Raw genomic sequence first — 15,446 nt, 5'->3', positions numbered from 1 at the left:
CTAGGGCAGCGGAATCAATATCTTGAAATCGGTTCGGCCCGGGACACTGTCGCACTCGATCACGCCGTGATGCTGTTGCACAAAAGTCTGTGCGAGCGTCAAACCCAGCCCTGTACCACCCTCTCTGCCCGACACCAGCGGATAGAAAATTCGGTCCTTGATCGCGTCCGGCACGCCCGGTCCATTGTCGATGACATGCAATTCCAGTGCCAATCGATACCACTGCTTGTTGAAGATCACCTGGCGCGCGACCCGGGTCTTGAAAGTGATGCAGGCATCGCCCGCCGCGCGGCGCTCGGCCAGGGCCTGCGCGGCGTTGTGGACGATGTTGAGCGTGGCCTGGATCAGCTGCTCGCGGTCGCCGCGGAACTCGGGGATCGAGACGTCGAAGTCGCGCTCGATGTGCAGGTCGCGCGGGAACTCCGCGAGGATCACCGAGCGCACGCGCTCGCAGACCTCGTGGATGTTGACGTCGCCCACCACGTGCGGGCGGCGGTGCGGCGCCAGCAGGCGGTCGACCAGCGTCTGCAGCCGGTCGGCCTCGTGGATGATGACCTGGGTGTATTCGATGAGGTCGCGCGACTCGACCTCCATCTGCAGCAGTTGCGCGGCGCCGCGGATGCCGCCGAGCGGGTTCTTGATCTCGTGCGCGAGGTTGCGGATCAGCTCCTTGTTGGCCTGCGCCTGGTCGAGCAGTCGCTCCTCGCGGTCCTGCCGCACCTGGTGCTCGAGCGGCAGCATCTCGACGATCAGTTCGCCGGCCTTCTCGCCCTTGGCCAGCGTGACCTGCACGGGCATCAGCTCGTGGTTCACGCGGCGCAGGAAGGCCTCGTAGCGCAGGGTGGCGAAGTCGTTGGCGCTCGCGCCGTCGATGGCGGTGCGCAGCACCTGGGGTTCGTGGAAGCAGGCGCCGAACTGCGAGCCCTCGAGCGTGCGGCGCGAGGTGCCCAGCGCATCTTCGAGACCGGCATTGGCGAACAGCACCGAGCCCTTGCCGTTGACGACCGCGATCAGGGTCGACAGCAGGTCGAAGGCCTGAAAGCGCGGACTGGCGCTTGCCGCCTTCTTTCCGAAAGCCATGGAAATCCTGTGGTGTTCTTCCTGCCGATGCAGGAACGGGTTAGTTCTTGGGGGCCGGCAGGCGGCTGATCTCGCGGCGGATGCCGGCGATGTCGCTTTCGTTGCGGGCCAGTTCGGCCTTCATCTCGGCCACGCGGTCGAGGTACTTCTGGTAATTGCGGCCTTCGCTGCCCTGCTTCTCGGGCTCGCCGTTGTTGTATTCCTTCTGCAGTTCGGACTGGCGGGCCTCGGCCTTGCGCAGTTCGGACTCGAGCACCGAGCGCGCTTCGCCGTCGCGCGCGCGCTGGTCGGCGCCCTCGACCCGCGGGCTGCCGGCCGGCGAGCGGGCCGCGGAGGTCGATGCCGCGGCACCGCCGAGCGCGGCGCGCGAGGCGCCCTGCACGACGGTGACGTTGCCGCCCTCCATCACCTTGCAGCCGCGCTGCTGCGCGACGGTGGCGTTGTTGGTGTATTCGTTCCCGCAGCGCCAGACGCGCTCCTGCGCGAGTGCCGGCAGGGCAAGCAGGGAAGCGGCCAGGAGGAGGAGTGGTGCGGCAGTCTTCATGGGATCTTGGGGACCTCGAGGGCCCGGGGAAGCGCGAAAAGGCGCATTTTCATGCAATTCGACGCCCCCGATGACAGGATGTTCCGGCCCCAACGAAAAGGACGGCCGAGGCCGTCCTTTCGTGTTACTCCGAGCGGAAAACCGCGATCAGAGCGAGTAGTACATGTCGAATTCGACCGGGTGCGTGGCCATGCGGAAGCGCGTGACTTCCTGCATCTTCAGGTCGATGTAGGCATCGATGTACGCATCGGTGAACACGCCGCCCTTGGTCAGGAAGGCACGGTCCTTGTCGAGGTACTCGAGGGCCTGGTCGAGGCTGTGGCAGACGGTCGGGATCAGCGCGTCTTCTTCCGGCGGCAGGTGGTAGAGGTCCTTGCTCGCGGCTTCGCCCGGGTGGATCTTGTTTTCCACGCCGTCGAGGCCGGCCATCAGCAGCGCGGCGAAACCGAGGTACGGGTTCATCAGCGGATCGGGGAAGCGCGCTTCGACGCGGCGGCCCTTCGGGTTCGACACGAACGGGATGCGGATCGAGGCCGAGCGGTTCTTGGCCGAGTAGGCCAGCTTCACCGGGGCTTCGAAGCCGGGCACCAGGCGCTTGTAGCTGTTGGTGCCGGGGTTCGTGATGGCGTTCAGGGCACGGGCGTGCTTGATGATGCCGCCGATGTAGTGCAGCGCGAAGTCCGAGAGACCCGCATAGCCGTCGCCGGCGAACAGGTTCTTGCCGTCCTTCCAGACCGACTGGTGCACGTGCATGCCCGAGCCGTTGTCGCCGACGATGGGCTTGGGCATGAAGGTGGCGGTCTTGCCGTAGGCGTGGGCCACGTTGTGGATCACGTACTTCTGCAGCTGGACCCAGTCGGCGCGCTGGATCAGCGTGCTGAACTTGGTGCCGAGTTCCATCTGGCCGGCGTTGGCCACTTCATGGTGATGCACTTCGACCGGGATGCCCAGCGATTCGAGCACCAGGCACATTTCCGAGCGCATGTCCTGGAAGCTGTCGACGGGGGGAACCGGGAAGTAGCCGCCCTTGACCGCGGGACGGTGGCCGGTGTTGCCGTGCTCGTATTCCTTGTCGGTGTTCCACGAAGCTTCTTCGGATTCGATCTTCACGAAGCAGCCCGACATGTCGTTCTTCCAGCGCACGCCGTCGAACACGAAGAATTCGGGTTCCGGACCGAAGTAGGCCGTGTCGCCCAGGCCCGAGGCCTTCATGTAGGCTTCGGCGCGCTTGGCCAGCGAACGGGGATCGCGCTCGTACGGCTTGCCGTCGGTCGGGTCGATCACGTCGCAGGTCAGGATCATCGTGGTCTCTTCGAAGAAGGGATCGATGTTGGCGGTGTTCGGGTCGGGCATGAGCTGCATGTCCGACGCTTCGATCCCCTTCCAGCCGGCGATGGACGAGCCGTCGAACGCGTGGCCCGAGCTGAACTTGTCTTCGTCGAAGTGCGACACGGGCACGGTCACGTGTTGTTCTTTACCGCGGGTGTCGGTGAAACGGAAGTCGACGAACTTGACCTCGTTTTCCTTCACGAGCTTCATGACGTCGGCGACGGTCTTTGCCATCAATTTCTCCTGAGTTGGATGGGTGGTTGGGAATACAGGGATGCGGGATGCAGTTTCTGTGCCATTGTCGCCTGCGTCGAACGCGTGGCGGCGGGCACTTTGGGGGCCTGGAACGCGATCGAATTCACCAAATTGGTGCAATCGAAATCAACGCACCAATTCTGGGCCAAGTTGTGCATTAAAAGTGTGCAGGCCTTCGATGAGCTGGCCGTAGGCCGCGTCGAGCAGGTCCGGATCGCCCTTGACGCCGAGCTCGATATGACGGCCGTACTGGGGGTGATCGACGCTCGGCAGGCTGAAAACCTTGATGCGCGCATGGCGCTCCTCGATCGCCTGCATCAGGGGCGTGAGGGTGGCCTCCATGGCACCGAAAACGATCACGGACTTCTCCATGACCCGGCTCTGGACGAAAAGATCGGCATAAATCCCGTCGAGCACCGACTCGATCATCGGCCAGGCCATGACCGGGAAACCGGGCACGAAATGGACGTCGCCCACGCTGAAGCCGGGGATCTTGTTGTAGGGGTTGGCGATGATCCGGGCGCCCTCGGGAAACACGCCCATGTTGAGCCGGTGGATGTTGTCGGGCCGGTCGGGCTCGTAGGCCACGCCCTGCTCGCGCGCCGTGTCCTGCATGCGCTCGCGGATCAGCAGCTCGGCCTCGGGATGCAGCGCCAGCGGCACGCCCAGCGCCCTGGCGGCGCACTGGCGGGTGTGGTCGTCGGGCGTGGCGCCGATGCCGCCGGTCGAGAAGACGATGTCGCCCGAGGCGAGGGCCCGCGCCAGCGCGGCGGTGATGCGCTCGGGCACGTCGCCCACGTATTCGGCCCAGCCCAGCTGCAGGCCGCGCGCCGCGAGCAGCTCGATCACCTTGGGCATGTGCTTGTCGAGGCGCTTGCCCGAAAGGATCTCGTCACCGACGACGATCAGGCCGAATTCACGGGTCATGGGGATTTCCATTGGGAGAGAACGGCCTGGTCGGCCTCGATGGCGGCGGCGTCGCCCGGAATGGCGGCCGCCGCGGCGGCCGCGCGCTGGCCCCGCAGCTGCGCGAGCGCATCGAGGCAGTAGTGGCCGAACCACAGGGCCGAGAAGGCGAAGACCAGGGTGTAGATCCAGATCGCGAGCGGCACCAGCACGAAGAAGGCAGCCGCGAACAGCAGGCCCGAGGCCCAGACGATGCTCGGCGCCGCCCCCAGGTAGCCGCAGAGCACGCCGATGCACAGCAGCGGCAGCCGGTGCGCGCGCAGCAAGGTGGCGCGTTCCTCGGCGCTGGCATGCTCGGCCAGCGCATCGAAGCTCATCACGCGGTAGGTGAGCCAGCCCCAGATCAGCGGCGGCAGGATCAGCACCAGCGGCGGGATCAGCCACAGCGGCATCGAGACCACCAGCGCGAGCAGCGCCAGCACGGTCAGGCCGATGGAACGCGCGACGCTGCCGAAGAAGGAAGCGCCCTTCTTGCGCTCGAGCGAGGGAAAGCGGCGCTCGGCCACCAGCCGCGTGAGCGCGGGCGCCATGAAGCCGGCCACGATGACGAGCGCCAGCACCACGATCAGCGGCGTGGCGGCGAACACCACCACCAGCGGCGCGAGCATCGAGGTGACGTCGCCCGAGAACAGCCGCCCGATCCAGCTCCAGAAGCTGGCCAGCAGCGGCCAGGACTCGAGCGCGCCGCGCGTCCAGGCGACCGCGGCATCCCAGTAGAAATAGCCGAAGACGGCGGCCAGCAGCACCATCAGGCCCAGCGGCAGCAACGACAGCACGATCACGCGCGGCAGCATGCAATAGGCCACCGCGCGCCAGAAGGAGTCGAGGAGCAGGCGCATCGGGCCGGAGGATAACCCGGCGCGCCCCGCGCGGCCGTGAAGCCAGAGCCGGCGGCCGGGCGATTCGCCGGTTCGCGCGCGCGCCGCGCGAAGGTGGGGCAGCGGAAGCGAAGTCGCCGCGCTCAACCGCGGCCGACCATGCGCTTGAGCCCCAGCCACTGCTGGGCCCAGAAACCCTGGCCGTAGTCGCGCACCTTGCCGGCCGCATCGGGCTCGACCTGGTCGCGCACGCCGGTCGGGTCGTAGCGGTTCTCGAAGTTGGCAGTCCCGAACAGCATGTCCCACCAGGGCAGCAGCACGCCGAAGTTGTGGCCGCCGAGCGTGCTCTTGCCGTTCGATTCGTGGCCCAGCCCGATGCTGTGGTGCAGCCGGTGGAAGCGCGGGCTGATCCACAGCCGCTCGCCGAGGGCGCCGAAGCTCAGGCGCAGGTTGGCATGCTGCAGGCTCTCGCTGAGCTGGGTGAAGGCGACGAAGGCGATGAACTGGCCGGGCGCCACGCCGATCAGCTGCGCCACGATCACGATCAGCGTGTCGTGCAGGACGTCGTCGAGCAGGTGGTTGCGGTCGTCGCTCCACATGGTCATCTGGCGCTGCGAGTGGTGCAGCGAGTGCAGCCCCCACCACCAGTTGAACTGGTGCTGGCCGCGGTGGATCCAGTAGCCGACGAAGTCGAGCACCACCAGGTAGATCGCGAACGCGACCACCGGCACATCGGTCACGCCGGGCCAGAGCTCGTCGAGATGCAAAGTGCCCCAGCCGGCCGCGCGCAGGCTGCCCATGAGCTCGTCGAACACGGGCTGCAGCGTGAAGAACATCGCGAGCCGGAACAGGCCCAGCCGGTGGATCAGCGTGTAGAGCACGTCGATGCGGATCGCGCGCCGGTCGGTCACCGGCTCCACGGCGCGCCAGCGCTGCAGCGGGCCGATCAGCGCGACCAGCACCACGATCTGGATCAGGCCGACCAGCAGCCAGCCGGTGGCGTCGAAGGCGTCCTCAGTCCAGCCGCCGAGGCCGATCGCATAGACGAAGGGCTGCACGACGGTTTCGAAGAACCAGCCCTGCAGCGAGGAGAAGAGATCCGTCAGCCAGTCGATCACGGAAACCGCCTCAGGGGTGCGATGCGATCCAGGCGCGGTAGTCGGGATGCTGGCGCAGCGTCTGGAAGCAGAAGCCCTTGGCCTTCAGGCCGACGATCAGCGGCTCGAGGTTGGCCGGCGCCCACGGATCCTTGCGCGACCAGATGCCCAGGTGGGCGAGCAGGATGTCGCCGGGGCGGATGGTGTCGAGCGCCTGCGTGAGCAGCTTCTCGTTGCTGAACTTCTCGCTCGGCAGCTCGTCGCCGAGGAAGCCCGCGGGCGCCCAGCCCACGTGCGCATAGCCGCAGTCGCGCGCGGCGGCCAGCAGCTTGGGCGAGGTCTTGCCGCCGGGTGCGCGGTACAGCGGCAGCGGCTTCTTGCCGGTGATCAGCTCGAGCCGCTCGGAGGCCTTGCGGATGTTGGCGCAGTACTCGGCCGCGCTCCAGGTGAATTCGCGCCCGGCCAGCGCGCCCGCCGAGGGCTTGACACGGAAGCTCGGCGTCACGCCCTTGAGGTCGGCGCGCCAGTAGACATGGTCGTAGGTGTGCGAGCCGAACTCGTGGCCCTCGGCCGCCCTCGCCTTCCACCAGGCGGCCCAGTGGTTGTCGAGGCTGTCGCCCTCGGTCTGCGTGCGCTCGGCGGCGGCAAAGAAGGTAACGTGCACCTGCTGGCGCTTGAGCACCTCGGCCACCAGCGGCGCGATGCCCATGTGGCCGGTATCGAAGGTCAGGTAGACGGGTTTCTCGCAACTCGCCGCGGCACCCTGGGCCCCGGCGGGGATCGCCACCGCGGCGGCCAGCAGCGCGGCGAGCGCCGCCACCGCGCGCCGGCGCGGGCTAGATCCGCTTCGCATGGTCGAGCGTCCAGACGCCGTGCGGCGAGCGGCCGACATTGACCTGCCGCACCACCTTGCGGCTGGCGAGGTCGACCACGCTGAGCTTCTTGGCCCAGCGCGAGGTCACGTAGAGGGTCTTGCCGTCGGCCGACACGTCCATGCAGTCGGGGCCGCCGGGTACCGGGTAGGTGTCGCCGACCTTGAGCGTGGCGAGATCGATGCGGCTGATGGAGTTGGCCACCCGGTTGCTCACGAACACGCTCTTGCCGTCGCCGGCCGAGCGGAATGCATGCGCGCCCTTGCCGGTCGGGATCTTGCCCACCAGCTTCGGCTGCGGCCCCGCCACGTCGAACACCTGCACGCCGTCGCTGCCGGTCAGGCCCACGAGCAGGGTCTTGTCGTTGTGCACGCCGTAGATGTCGGCCGGCATCGGGCCGGTGGCCACGCGCCAGCGGATGGTCTGCGTCGGCAGGTCGACGGCGATCAGCTCGTCGCTGTCCTGCATCGTCACGTAGGCGATGGTGCTGGTGTTGTCGATCCAGATGTGGCTGGGCGTCTTGCCGGTGACGATGCGCTTGGCGAGCTTGAGGTCCTTGCCGTCCCAGCGGTAGACGTCGACGTGATTGAGCCGGTTGGCCGCGGTCACGAACCACTTCATGTCGCGCGAGAACTGCAGCTGGTAGGGATCGATGATCCCGTAGACCACGCGCTGGACCTCGGCAGTGCGCGGGTTCAGGAAAGTCAGCGAGTCGCCGGCCGAATTCGCCACGATGACCGACTTCTCGTCGGGCGTCATGTAGATGTGGTGCGGCTCCTTGCCGGTCGCGATGCGTTGCTTCTCGGTCCAGTCGACCGGGTTGATCACGCTGACGCTGGCGTCGAGCGAGTTGAGCACGAAGATCGGCGGGGGTTCCGGCGGGGCCGCGGAGGCGGCGGCCGGGGCCAGGAAGGCGATCGCGCCGAGCAGGCAGGCGGACAGCAGGGCCGCGGCGCGACCGGTCGAGCGGGAAGGAAAACGCAAGGGAAGTTCCGGAAAAGGGGCTTCGAATGTTAACGATCCGAACCGACGACTGGCTGACCGCCAGCCACCGAAAAGGTGGATGGTTGACAGTTATTTCGCGGGCGCGCGCAAGGCGGCGACCTCGTCCGCCGCCAGCCAGCGCCATTGGCCGGGCGCGAGGTCCGCGGGCAGCGCCACCGTGCCGATGCGCGAGCGGTGCAGCGCCTCGACGCGGTTGCCCACCGCGGCCAGCATGCGCTTGACCTGGTGGTACTTGCCCTCGGTCAGCGTGAGCCGCAGGTGCAGCGGGCTGTCGGACTCGCAGGCGGCCGCGCGCACCGGCTTCGGATCGTCGTCGAGCACCACGCCGGCCAGCAGGCGGGCGATCTGCTTGTCGTCGATCGGGTGCTTGGCCGTCACTTCGTAGACCTTGGGCACGTGGTGCTTGGGCGAACCCATCTTGTGGATGAACTGGCCGTCGTCGGTCAGAAGCAGCAGTCCGGTCGTGTCCTGGTCGAGCCGGCCGATGGCCTGCACGCCCTGCACCGCGCCCTTGTTGGGCCGCAGCCGCAGCGGAGACGGCAGCAGCGTGTAGATGCTCGGATAGGTCGAGGGCTTCTGCGAGCACTCGGTGCCGGCCGGCTTGTGCAGCATCAGGTAGGCCTTCTCGTGGTAGGCCCAGGCGGTGCCCTGCACGGTGAACTGCAGGCCTTCCGCGTCCAGATCGGTGGCGGGATCGTCGACCACCGCGCCGGCGATGGTCACGAGGCCCTGTTGAACCAGGCCGGCGCACACGCGCCGCGTGCCGAAGCCCTGGGAATAGAGGATGTCTTGCAGTTGCATGGCGAAAAGAAAAGGCGGCCGCGCTTCGCACGCGGCCGCCCTGGAGTGTCTCAGAAGGTGCGGACCGGTCCGGCGCCCTCCTCGCGGCGCTCAATAGCCCGCGGCCAGCCCGGTGTTGCGGCGCGGATCGTTGGCGCCGTAGAAGCGGTTGTTGCCCACCGGCTTGCCGCCCAGGGTGGGCGCGCCCACGATGATCGCGGCCAGGTGGTTGGCCGGCTGCGGCACGCCGAGGTTGTGGCCCATGTCGGTCAGGATCTTGCGGGTGTCGGGGCTCAGCGCGAAGGTCTCGACGTTGGTGACGTCGGGCAGCCATTGCTGGTGGAAGCGCGGCGCATCGACCGCTTCCTGCACGTTCATGCCGTAGTCGACCACGTTGAGGATGGTGTGCAGCACGGCCGTGATGATGCGGCTGCCGCCCGGCGTGCCGACCACGAACACCGGCTTGCCGTCCTTCGAGACGATGGTCGGGCTCATCGAGCTCAGCGGGCGCTTGCCCGGCTCGATCTTGTTGGCCTCGCCCTGCACCAGGCCGTAGAGGTTGGGCACGCCGACCTTCGAGGTGAAGTCGTCCATCTCGTTGTTGAGCAGCACACCGGTCTTGGCGGCCGTGACCTTGGCGCCGAACCAGTCGTTGAGCGTGTAGGTGACCGAGACCGCGTTGCCCCACTGGTCGGTGATCGAGTAGTGGGTGGTGTTGCTGCCCTCGTGCGGCGCGACGCCGGGCTTGATGTCCTTGGAGACGCCGGCCTTCTTCGGGTCGATGGCGGCGCGGATCTTCTCGGCATAGCCCTTGTCGAGCAGGCGCTCGAGCGGGTTCTTCACGAAGTCGGGGTCGCCCAGGTAGCTGTTGCGGTCGACGTAGGCATGGCGCATGGCCTCGATCTGGTAGTGCACCGACTGCGCCGAGCGGAAGCCCAGGTCCTTGAGCGGATAGCCCTCGAGGATGTTGAGCATCTCGCAGATGATCACGCCGCCCGAGCTCGGCGGCGGCGCCGAGATCACGCGGTAGCCGCGGTAGTCGCATTCGACCGGCGGCAGTTCGCGCGTCTTGTACTGGTCGAGGTCGGCCTGCGTGATGATGCCCTTGCCGGCCTGGCTCGAGGCCACGATGGCCTGGCCCACCCAGCCCTTGTAGAAGCCGTCGGGACCGTTCTGGCTGATGGCGCGCAGCGTCTTGCCCAGGTCCTTCTGCACCAGCTTCTGGCCGACCTGGAAGGGCTGGCCCTTGTTCAGGAAGATCGCGCCGGAGACCGGGTCCTTCTGGAAGTCGGCGGTCGAGGTCCAGAGCATGTCGATGTCGCCCTGGTCGAGCGCGAAGCCCTTCTCCGCGAGCTGGATCGAGGGCGCGATCAGGTCGGCGCGCTTCATCGTGCCGTACTTCTCGCGCGCGTATTCCATGCCCGACACCGTGCCCGGCACGCCGACGGCCAGGTGGCCGTTGGTGCTCAGGCCCTTGATGACGTTGCCGTCCTTGTCGAGGTACATGTTGGCCGTGGCGGCCAGCGGCGCCTTCTCGCGGAAGTCGAGGAAGGTCTTGCGGCCGTCGGCCAGCTGCACCGTCATGAATCCGCCGCCGCCGAGGTTGCCCGCGGCCGGATAGACCACAGCGAGCGCGTAGCCCACGGCCACGGCCGCGTCGACGGCATTGCCGCCGCGCTGGAGCACGTCGACGCCGACCTTGGAAGCGAGGTGCTGGGCGCTCACCACCATGCCGTGTTCGGCCGCGACGGGCGCCTGCGAAGCGGCCTGCGACGCGCCGGCGGCCAGCGCGAGCACGGCGGCGATCGCCGCGCGCAGCTTCGGGGTCGAGGGAAGTTGTTGCATCTGGAAGTCTCCTCTTGAGATGTCGTTGGTTGCGGAGGTTGTGTGTGGTGCGAGGTTCAGCCGGCGAGCAGCGCCTTGCGCCGCAGGTCGCGCAGCGCCAGCGCCACCTGCTCGCGGGCGAAGGCGCTCAGCGCCTCGGGATCGGTCATCCGTTCGTCATTGCGCACGAAGCGCAGCCGGTCGGCGCGCACTTCGGCCTCGAGGTGTTCGACCAGCGCCTCGTGCGAACGGGTGCCGTCGAGCAGCGGCAGCAACGCGCGCTCGAGCAGCGACAGCGCCACCGTCTCGTGCCAGCCGTTGCAGACCGCGACCGACGGGGCCTGCCCCGGCGCCAGGCCCGGCGCGTTGCGCACCGAGGCCGCGGCCTGCGGCCGTGCAGGCACCTGCGCCACCGAGGGCACCGGCGTGCGGCGGATGCGCAGCGCACCGAGGATCAGCATCTCCTCGAGCATCGCCATCACCGCGGGCTCGACCGCCTCGCGCGACTGGTTCAGCAGCGGCAACACGCAGGCGACCAGCGCCTCGGCGCTCAGCGCGAGCGGGTAGTGGCTGTCGAGCGCATGCGCGACCGCCTTGTGCACGGGCTGGCGCAGCGTGACCTTCACGTTGCGGATCGCGGTGCAGCTCTGCTCGCGCGTGTCGAGCGTGAGCGGCGCGCCGTCGTCGCCATGGAACACGCCCGCGAACAGCAGGCCGCGAATGCGCGTGGCGTCGAGCCGGTAGCGGATGTGGCGCGCCTGGCCCTGCTTCACCAGCAGCGTCTGGCGGAAGGTGCGGTTGACCAGGAAATCGAGGTACTGCTCCATCAGCACCTGGCTGCCGCCGCATTCGCGCAGCAGCGGGTCGCGCACCTGCGTGCCGTAGTTCTGCACGAACATCGTCGATGGCTCAGCCTCGGCCAGGTAGGCCAGGCCGTGGCTCTCGGCGCGCGCGACGAACTCCTTGAAGTAGCACGGCGCATTGCAGGGCTCGAGGAACTCGTGCAGCAGGTACGAGGTGGCGCCGTCGCGCACGATCGGCGCGGTTTCGTCGAGCGTCTTCTTGAGCACGCTGTCGGGACGCGCCGACTGCGCGAGGAACTCGATCATCCCGCGGGCATAGGACAGCTTTTCCTCGGGCGTGTCGCGCGGGCCGCCGCGCAGGATCATCGCGTCGCGCACGATCTCGCGCGCCTTCCAGCCCGGGTACACGTTGTAGCTCACGTAGGCCACGCCGTTCGGCGCGAGGTTCTCGGAGCACACGCGCAGGATCGCGTCCTGCACCGGCCCCGGCACCCAGCTGTAGACGCCGTGGCAGACGATGTAGTCGAACTGGCCGAGCGAGGCATCGACCTCGGCGATGTCGAAGGTCTTCACCTCGACGTTCGGCAGGCCCAGCCGCTCGATCGCCTGCACGCCCTGCGCGATCTGCACCGACGACAGGTCGAGGCCGAGCGCGCGCGCGCCGGGGTGGCGCTCGGCGAAGGGGATCAGGTTGTTGCCGGCCGCGCAGCCCAGTTCGAGCACGCGCGCGCGAGCGGGCGCGGGCGTTTCGAGGCCGAAGAGAAATGCCGTGGCTTCCAGGTGCTCCACCGCCGTCTGCGGGAACGGGTGCGAGTCGTAGGGCACCTCGTCGTAGTAGCTCGTCAGAACCGAAGTCAGGGAGTCGGGCACGGGCAGCCTTTTCAGGAAGATGCGAGGGGAACGCGCGGAATCGTGAAACGCCGGCGCCCGCCGAATATAGCCCTGCGCGGCAGCGAAAAGAGCCGGGGGCGGGTTGTCCTGGAGGGGCTCAACTCCGACGGACCGCCGCATGTAAGACAATGCCGCGACCTTCCGGACTCGCGGCGTCAAGTGCGACCTTTGGGTGTACAAATCGGCGTTCTGACCATGCAGTTCTCCGATCCATCCTTCGTTCTGTCGGTCTTCCTGGCCGGTGTCGCCGTCGGGGCGATGCTGGTAGCCGTCATGTCGGCCATCCGCGCCGAACGCGGGCCGAACGGCCCGATGCCCAAGCCGGGCAGCGACGGCGACCGACTGGCGCGATAGCGCCCCTGGCCGACGGCCACCTGGGCTCGGCACCGTCGAGACCAGGCATGTGGCCTTGCCGCTCTCCCATCGCTCTTTTCACGCACGAACACGCGCTTCACGCAGGTGAAACGCGCGCCTGATCCATGGAGAGGGGGTCTTGGCCGTGCGGCCGACCCGGGAGTGCCTCCCGGGTCGCCAAGCCCGGATAGGTCCGAGCCAGCCTTAGGCAATGTGGTGGAGCTGGGGGGATTTGAACCCCCGTCCGCAAGCCTTCATCGCGCAGTTCTACATGTTTAGCGATCTGATTTAAGTCTCGCTTCCGGAGTCGCGCAGTCGCACGCTACACCGGACGCCAGCACCCTATTTTCTTGCCCCGACCCAAGGTACCCGGATCGAAGCCAGCCGATGTAATTATCCTTGCAGCCGGGAGGCACTGATTGCTCAGAACCCCCTTGCCCAGCCCATCGGCCTGCTGTTGCAAGGCTCACTGGCAATTAAGCAGCGAGTGCGAAACGTTCGTCGTTTGCAGTTAGTTTGTTTGAATCTGTTTTACGAGCGCATTCAGCTCGACATGCCCCGCTGCGACTCCGAACCCGCGTCGAAACCAGTGCAGCCCCAAGGGGGCGTATTTTAGGCGCTATCCAGCAGTTTCAAGAGCTCGCCCGGAGAAGTTATCAAGGCATCGGCTTCCCAGCGGGTCGCATCGGCCTGCGCGCCCATGTAGCCGTAGGCCGCGGCCACGGTCCGCATGCCCGCCGCGCGGCCCGCGACGATGTCGCGCTCGTCGTCGCCGACGTAGATGCAATGCTCGGAGGGCACACCCAACCGCCGGGCCGCCTCGTGCAGCGGCTCGGGATGCGGCTTGGCGTACGGCGTGGTGTCGCCGCTCACCACCGCGCCCGCGCTCGCGAACAGCGGCATCGCTTGCGTGAGCGGCTCGGCGAAGCGCTTCGACTTGTTCGTGACCACGCCCCAGCGCAGCCCGCGCGCGACCAGCGCCTCGATCAGCGGCGCGACGCCATCGAAGGCCTGCGTGTTGAACATGCAGCGCTCGTAGGTCACGAAGAACTCCTCGCGCAGCGCATCGAACTCCGGCGCATCGGGCGTGATGCCGAAGGCCACGCCGAGCATGCCGCGCGCGCCCGCGCCCGCCATGGGGCGGTAGCGCTCGAGCGGATAGGAGGGCAGCCCGCGGGCGGTGCGCATCTGGTCCGCTGCGGCCCCCAGGTCGGGGGCGCTGTCGATCAGCGTGCCGTCGAGGTCGAACAGCACGGCACGGGTCGGTACGCCCTTCATGCCTGGACTTCCGCCGGCTTCTGCGTGGCGATCATGTAGTTGACGCTGGTATCGGCACTGAGCCAGTAGCGCCGCGTGATCGGGTTGTGCTCGAGGCCGCGCGTGTGCCGCAGGTCGAGGCCGGCGGCGCGGCAATAGGCCGCCAGCTCGCTGGGACGGATCAGCTTCGCGTACTCGTGGGTGCCGCGCGGCAGCATGCCCATCACGTACTCGGCACCGACGATCGCGAGCATGAAGGACTTGAGGTTGCGGTTGATGGTCGAGAAAAAGACCCAGCCACCGGGCTTGACCAGCGTGGCGCAGGCCCGGATGACCGATGCCGGATCCGGCACGTGCTCGAGCATCTCCATGCAGGTGACGACATCGAAGCTGCCGGGCTGCTCGGCGGCGAGCGCCTCGGCGCTGACCTCGCGGTACTTCACGCCGCGCGTGCCGGCCTCGAGGGCGTGCAGCTGCGCCACCTTCAGGGCCTTGCCCGCGAGGTCGGCACCGAGCACGTCCGCGCCCTTGCGGGCCATCGAATCCGAAAGAATTCCGCCGCCGCAGCCTATATCCACCACGCGCCGCTGGGAAATCGGCGCAATACCTTCAATCCATTCCAGGCGCAAAGGATTGATTTCGTGCAAAGGGCGAAATTCGCCTTCCATATCCCACCACTTGTGGGCCAGTTCCGAAAATTTGGCGAGTTCGGCCGGATCGGCATTCACGTTTTCTGTCATATGACGGATTATGAAACGGACGATGACCAGCCCATGACGAAAGGGCCGGCTTGAAAACTTTCAGCCTGCATTGATTCAGGCATAAAAAAACCCCGCCGAGGCGGGGTTTTAGGGTCGATGGAATCGAACTATCAGTTGGCGCGGGTGCCGACCACTTCGATTTCCACGCGACGGTTCTTGGCGCGGCCTTCCTTGGTGCGGTTGTCAGCCACAGGCTGCTTCTCGCCCTTGCCTTCGGTGTAGACGCGGTTGCGTTCGATGCCCTTCGAGACCAGGAAGGCCTTGACGGCTTCGGCGCGACGCACCGACAGACGCTGGTTGTAGGCGTCCGAACCGATCGAGTCGGTGTGGCCGACGGCGATGATCACTTCGAGGTTCACGCCACGGATCTTCTCGACCAGGTCGGTCAGCTTCGCACGGCCTTCAGGCTTCAGCACCGACTTGTCGAAGTCGAAGAACGCGTCGGCAGCGAAGGTCACCTTCGAAGCGGCGACAGCCGGGGGTTGAGCGGGAGCGGCGGGCGGCGGAACCACGCCAGGAGCCGGGGGAACCGCAGCAGCCGGGGGAACCAGAGCGCCGTCGCAACCGGCAGCAGCCGTGGCGGGCGTCCAGTTGGCATCGCGCCAGCACAGTTCGTTCGTGCCGTTCTTCCAAACCAGTTCGCCGGTGCCGTTTTGCCAGTTGTCGATCGTAGGACCGCCATTCGCAGCGGTGACACGGGTCTGCGCGCCGGCGGCAGTGGCGAGCGCAGCGACTGCAAACATCATCGCCACTTTATTCAGTTTCTTCATGGTTCTCCTCTTGGGGAAAAAGCCGCAGCCGCGCTGCGAA

15 protein-coding genes and 1 other RNA gene are annotated in these 15,446 nt (G+C 67.3%); 1 reads left to right on the top strand and 15 read right to left on the bottom strand.

The features are described from left to right. The 11 genes from glnL to KV106_RS11075 all read right to left on the bottom strand — a co-directional run bounded on the left by glnL (position 1) and on the right by KV106_RS11075 (position 12,243). Positions 1–1,080, bottom strand: a complete 1,080-nt coding sequence (glnL, locus tag KV106_RS11125; protein WP_057589623.1) for a nitrogen regulation protein NR(II) — start codon at positions 1,078–1,080, stop codon at positions 1–3. A 40-nt stretch (positions 1,081–1,120) separates the two neighbouring features. After that, complete coding sequence (locus KV106_RS11120) at positions 1,121–1,624, bottom strand: hypothetical protein (RefSeq protein WP_057589622.1); 504 nt, start codon at positions 1,622–1,624, stop codon at positions 1,121–1,123. A gap of 147 nt (positions 1,625–1,771) precedes the next feature. Next, positions 1,772–3,187, bottom strand: a complete 1,416-nt coding sequence (glnA, locus tag KV106_RS11115) for a type I glutamate--ammonia ligase (protein ID WP_057589621.1) — start codon at positions 3,185–3,187, stop codon at positions 1,772–1,774. 147 nt (positions 3,188–3,334) lie between these two features. After that, positions 3,335–4,135, bottom strand: coding sequence for a competence/damage-inducible protein A (locus tag KV106_RS11110; RefSeq protein WP_261210244.1), 801 nt, complete (start codon positions 4,133–4,135; stop codon positions 3,335–3,337). Beyond that, positions 4,132–5,013, bottom strand: a complete 882-nt coding sequence (locus tag KV106_RS11105) for an EI24 domain-containing protein (RefSeq protein WP_057589619.1) — start codon at positions 5,011–5,013, stop codon at positions 4,132–4,134. Before KV106_RS11105 ends, KV106_RS11110 begins: the two co-directional genes overlap by 4 nt. Positions 5,014–5,135: 122 nt before the next feature. Beyond that, a complete protein-coding gene (locus KV106_RS11100) occupies positions 5,136–6,110 on the bottom strand; it encodes a sterol desaturase family protein (RefSeq protein WP_057589618.1) in 975 nt (324 codons plus the stop codon). Positions 6,111–6,120: 10 nt separating this feature from the next. Next, entirely contained in the window at positions 6,121–6,942 is an 822-nt protein-coding gene (locus KV106_RS11095) for a polysaccharide deacetylase family protein (protein WP_261210236.1), read from the bottom strand. Beyond that, positions 6,926–7,945: a YncE family protein gene (locus tag KV106_RS11090; protein ID WP_057589616.1), complete on the bottom strand. Its 1,020-nt coding sequence runs from the start codon at positions 7,943–7,945 to the stop codon at positions 6,926–6,928. The genes KV106_RS11095 and KV106_RS11090 overlap by 17 nt, the downstream gene beginning before the upstream one ends. A gap of 90 nt (positions 7,946–8,035) precedes the next feature. After that, complete coding sequence (locus tag KV106_RS11085; RefSeq protein ID WP_057589615.1) at positions 8,036–8,767, bottom strand: pseudouridine synthase; 732 nt, start codon at positions 8,765–8,767, stop codon at positions 8,036–8,038. 90 nt (positions 8,768–8,857) lie between these two features. Further along, positions 8,858–10,591 carry a gamma-glutamyltransferase gene (gene ggt, locus KV106_RS11080; protein ID WP_261210230.1) on the bottom strand — a complete coding sequence of 578 codons (1,734 nt, stop codon included), beginning with the start codon at positions 10,589–10,591 and terminating at the stop codon, positions 8,858–8,860. 56 nt (positions 10,592–10,647) lie between these two features. Next, entirely contained in the window at positions 10,648–12,243 is a 1,596-nt protein-coding gene (locus KV106_RS11075; RefSeq protein WP_261210228.1) for a class I SAM-dependent methyltransferase, read from the bottom strand. Positions 12,244–12,459: 216 nt separating this feature from the next. Between KV106_RS11075 and KV106_RS11070 the strand changes: the two genes are divergently transcribed. Then, positions 12,460–12,618: a hypothetical protein gene (locus KV106_RS11070; protein ID WP_172705375.1), complete on the top strand. Its 159-nt coding sequence runs from the start codon at positions 12,460–12,462 to the stop codon at positions 12,616–12,618. A gap of 214 nt (positions 12,619–12,832) precedes the next feature. On the opposite strand, the gene ssrA is transcribed toward KV106_RS11070, so the two are convergent. The 4 genes from ssrA to ompA form a co-directional block, all read right to left on the bottom strand. Further along, positions 12,833–13,217: a transfer-messenger RNA gene (gene ssrA / locus KV106_RS11065) on the bottom strand. Positions 13,218–13,230: 13 nt separating this feature from the next. Then, the gene (locus KV106_RS11060) at positions 13,231–13,896 is read right to left on the bottom strand and encodes an HAD-IA family hydrolase (RefSeq protein ID WP_057589613.1); all 666 of its coding nucleotides are present in this window, start codon (positions 13,894–13,896) and stop codon (positions 13,231–13,233) included. Beyond that, positions 13,893–14,615: a bifunctional 2-polyprenyl-6-hydroxyphenol methylase/3-demethylubiquinol 3-O-methyltransferase UbiG gene (ubiG, locus tag KV106_RS11055; RefSeq protein ID WP_261210224.1), complete on the bottom strand. Its 723-nt coding sequence runs from the start codon at positions 14,613–14,615 to the stop codon at positions 13,893–13,895. Before ubiG ends, KV106_RS11060 begins: the two co-directional genes overlap by 4 nt. A gap of 131 nt (positions 14,616–14,746) precedes the next feature. Next, positions 14,747–15,406 (bottom strand): outer membrane protein OmpA, encoded by a 660-nt coding sequence (gene ompA / locus KV106_RS11050; protein WP_057589611.1) that lies wholly within the window; start codon positions 15,404–15,406, stop codon positions 14,747–14,749. Between the last annotated feature and the right edge of the window lie 40 nt (positions 15,407–15,446).

This window comes from Variovorax endophyticus, from assembly GCF_025376855.1.
GTDB lineage: Bacteria > Pseudomonadota > Gammaproteobacteria > Burkholderiales > Burkholderiaceae_C > Variovorax.
Note: the sequence above shows the minus strand (reverse complement) of the source record. Positions and strands in the feature narration are given on the sequence as shown.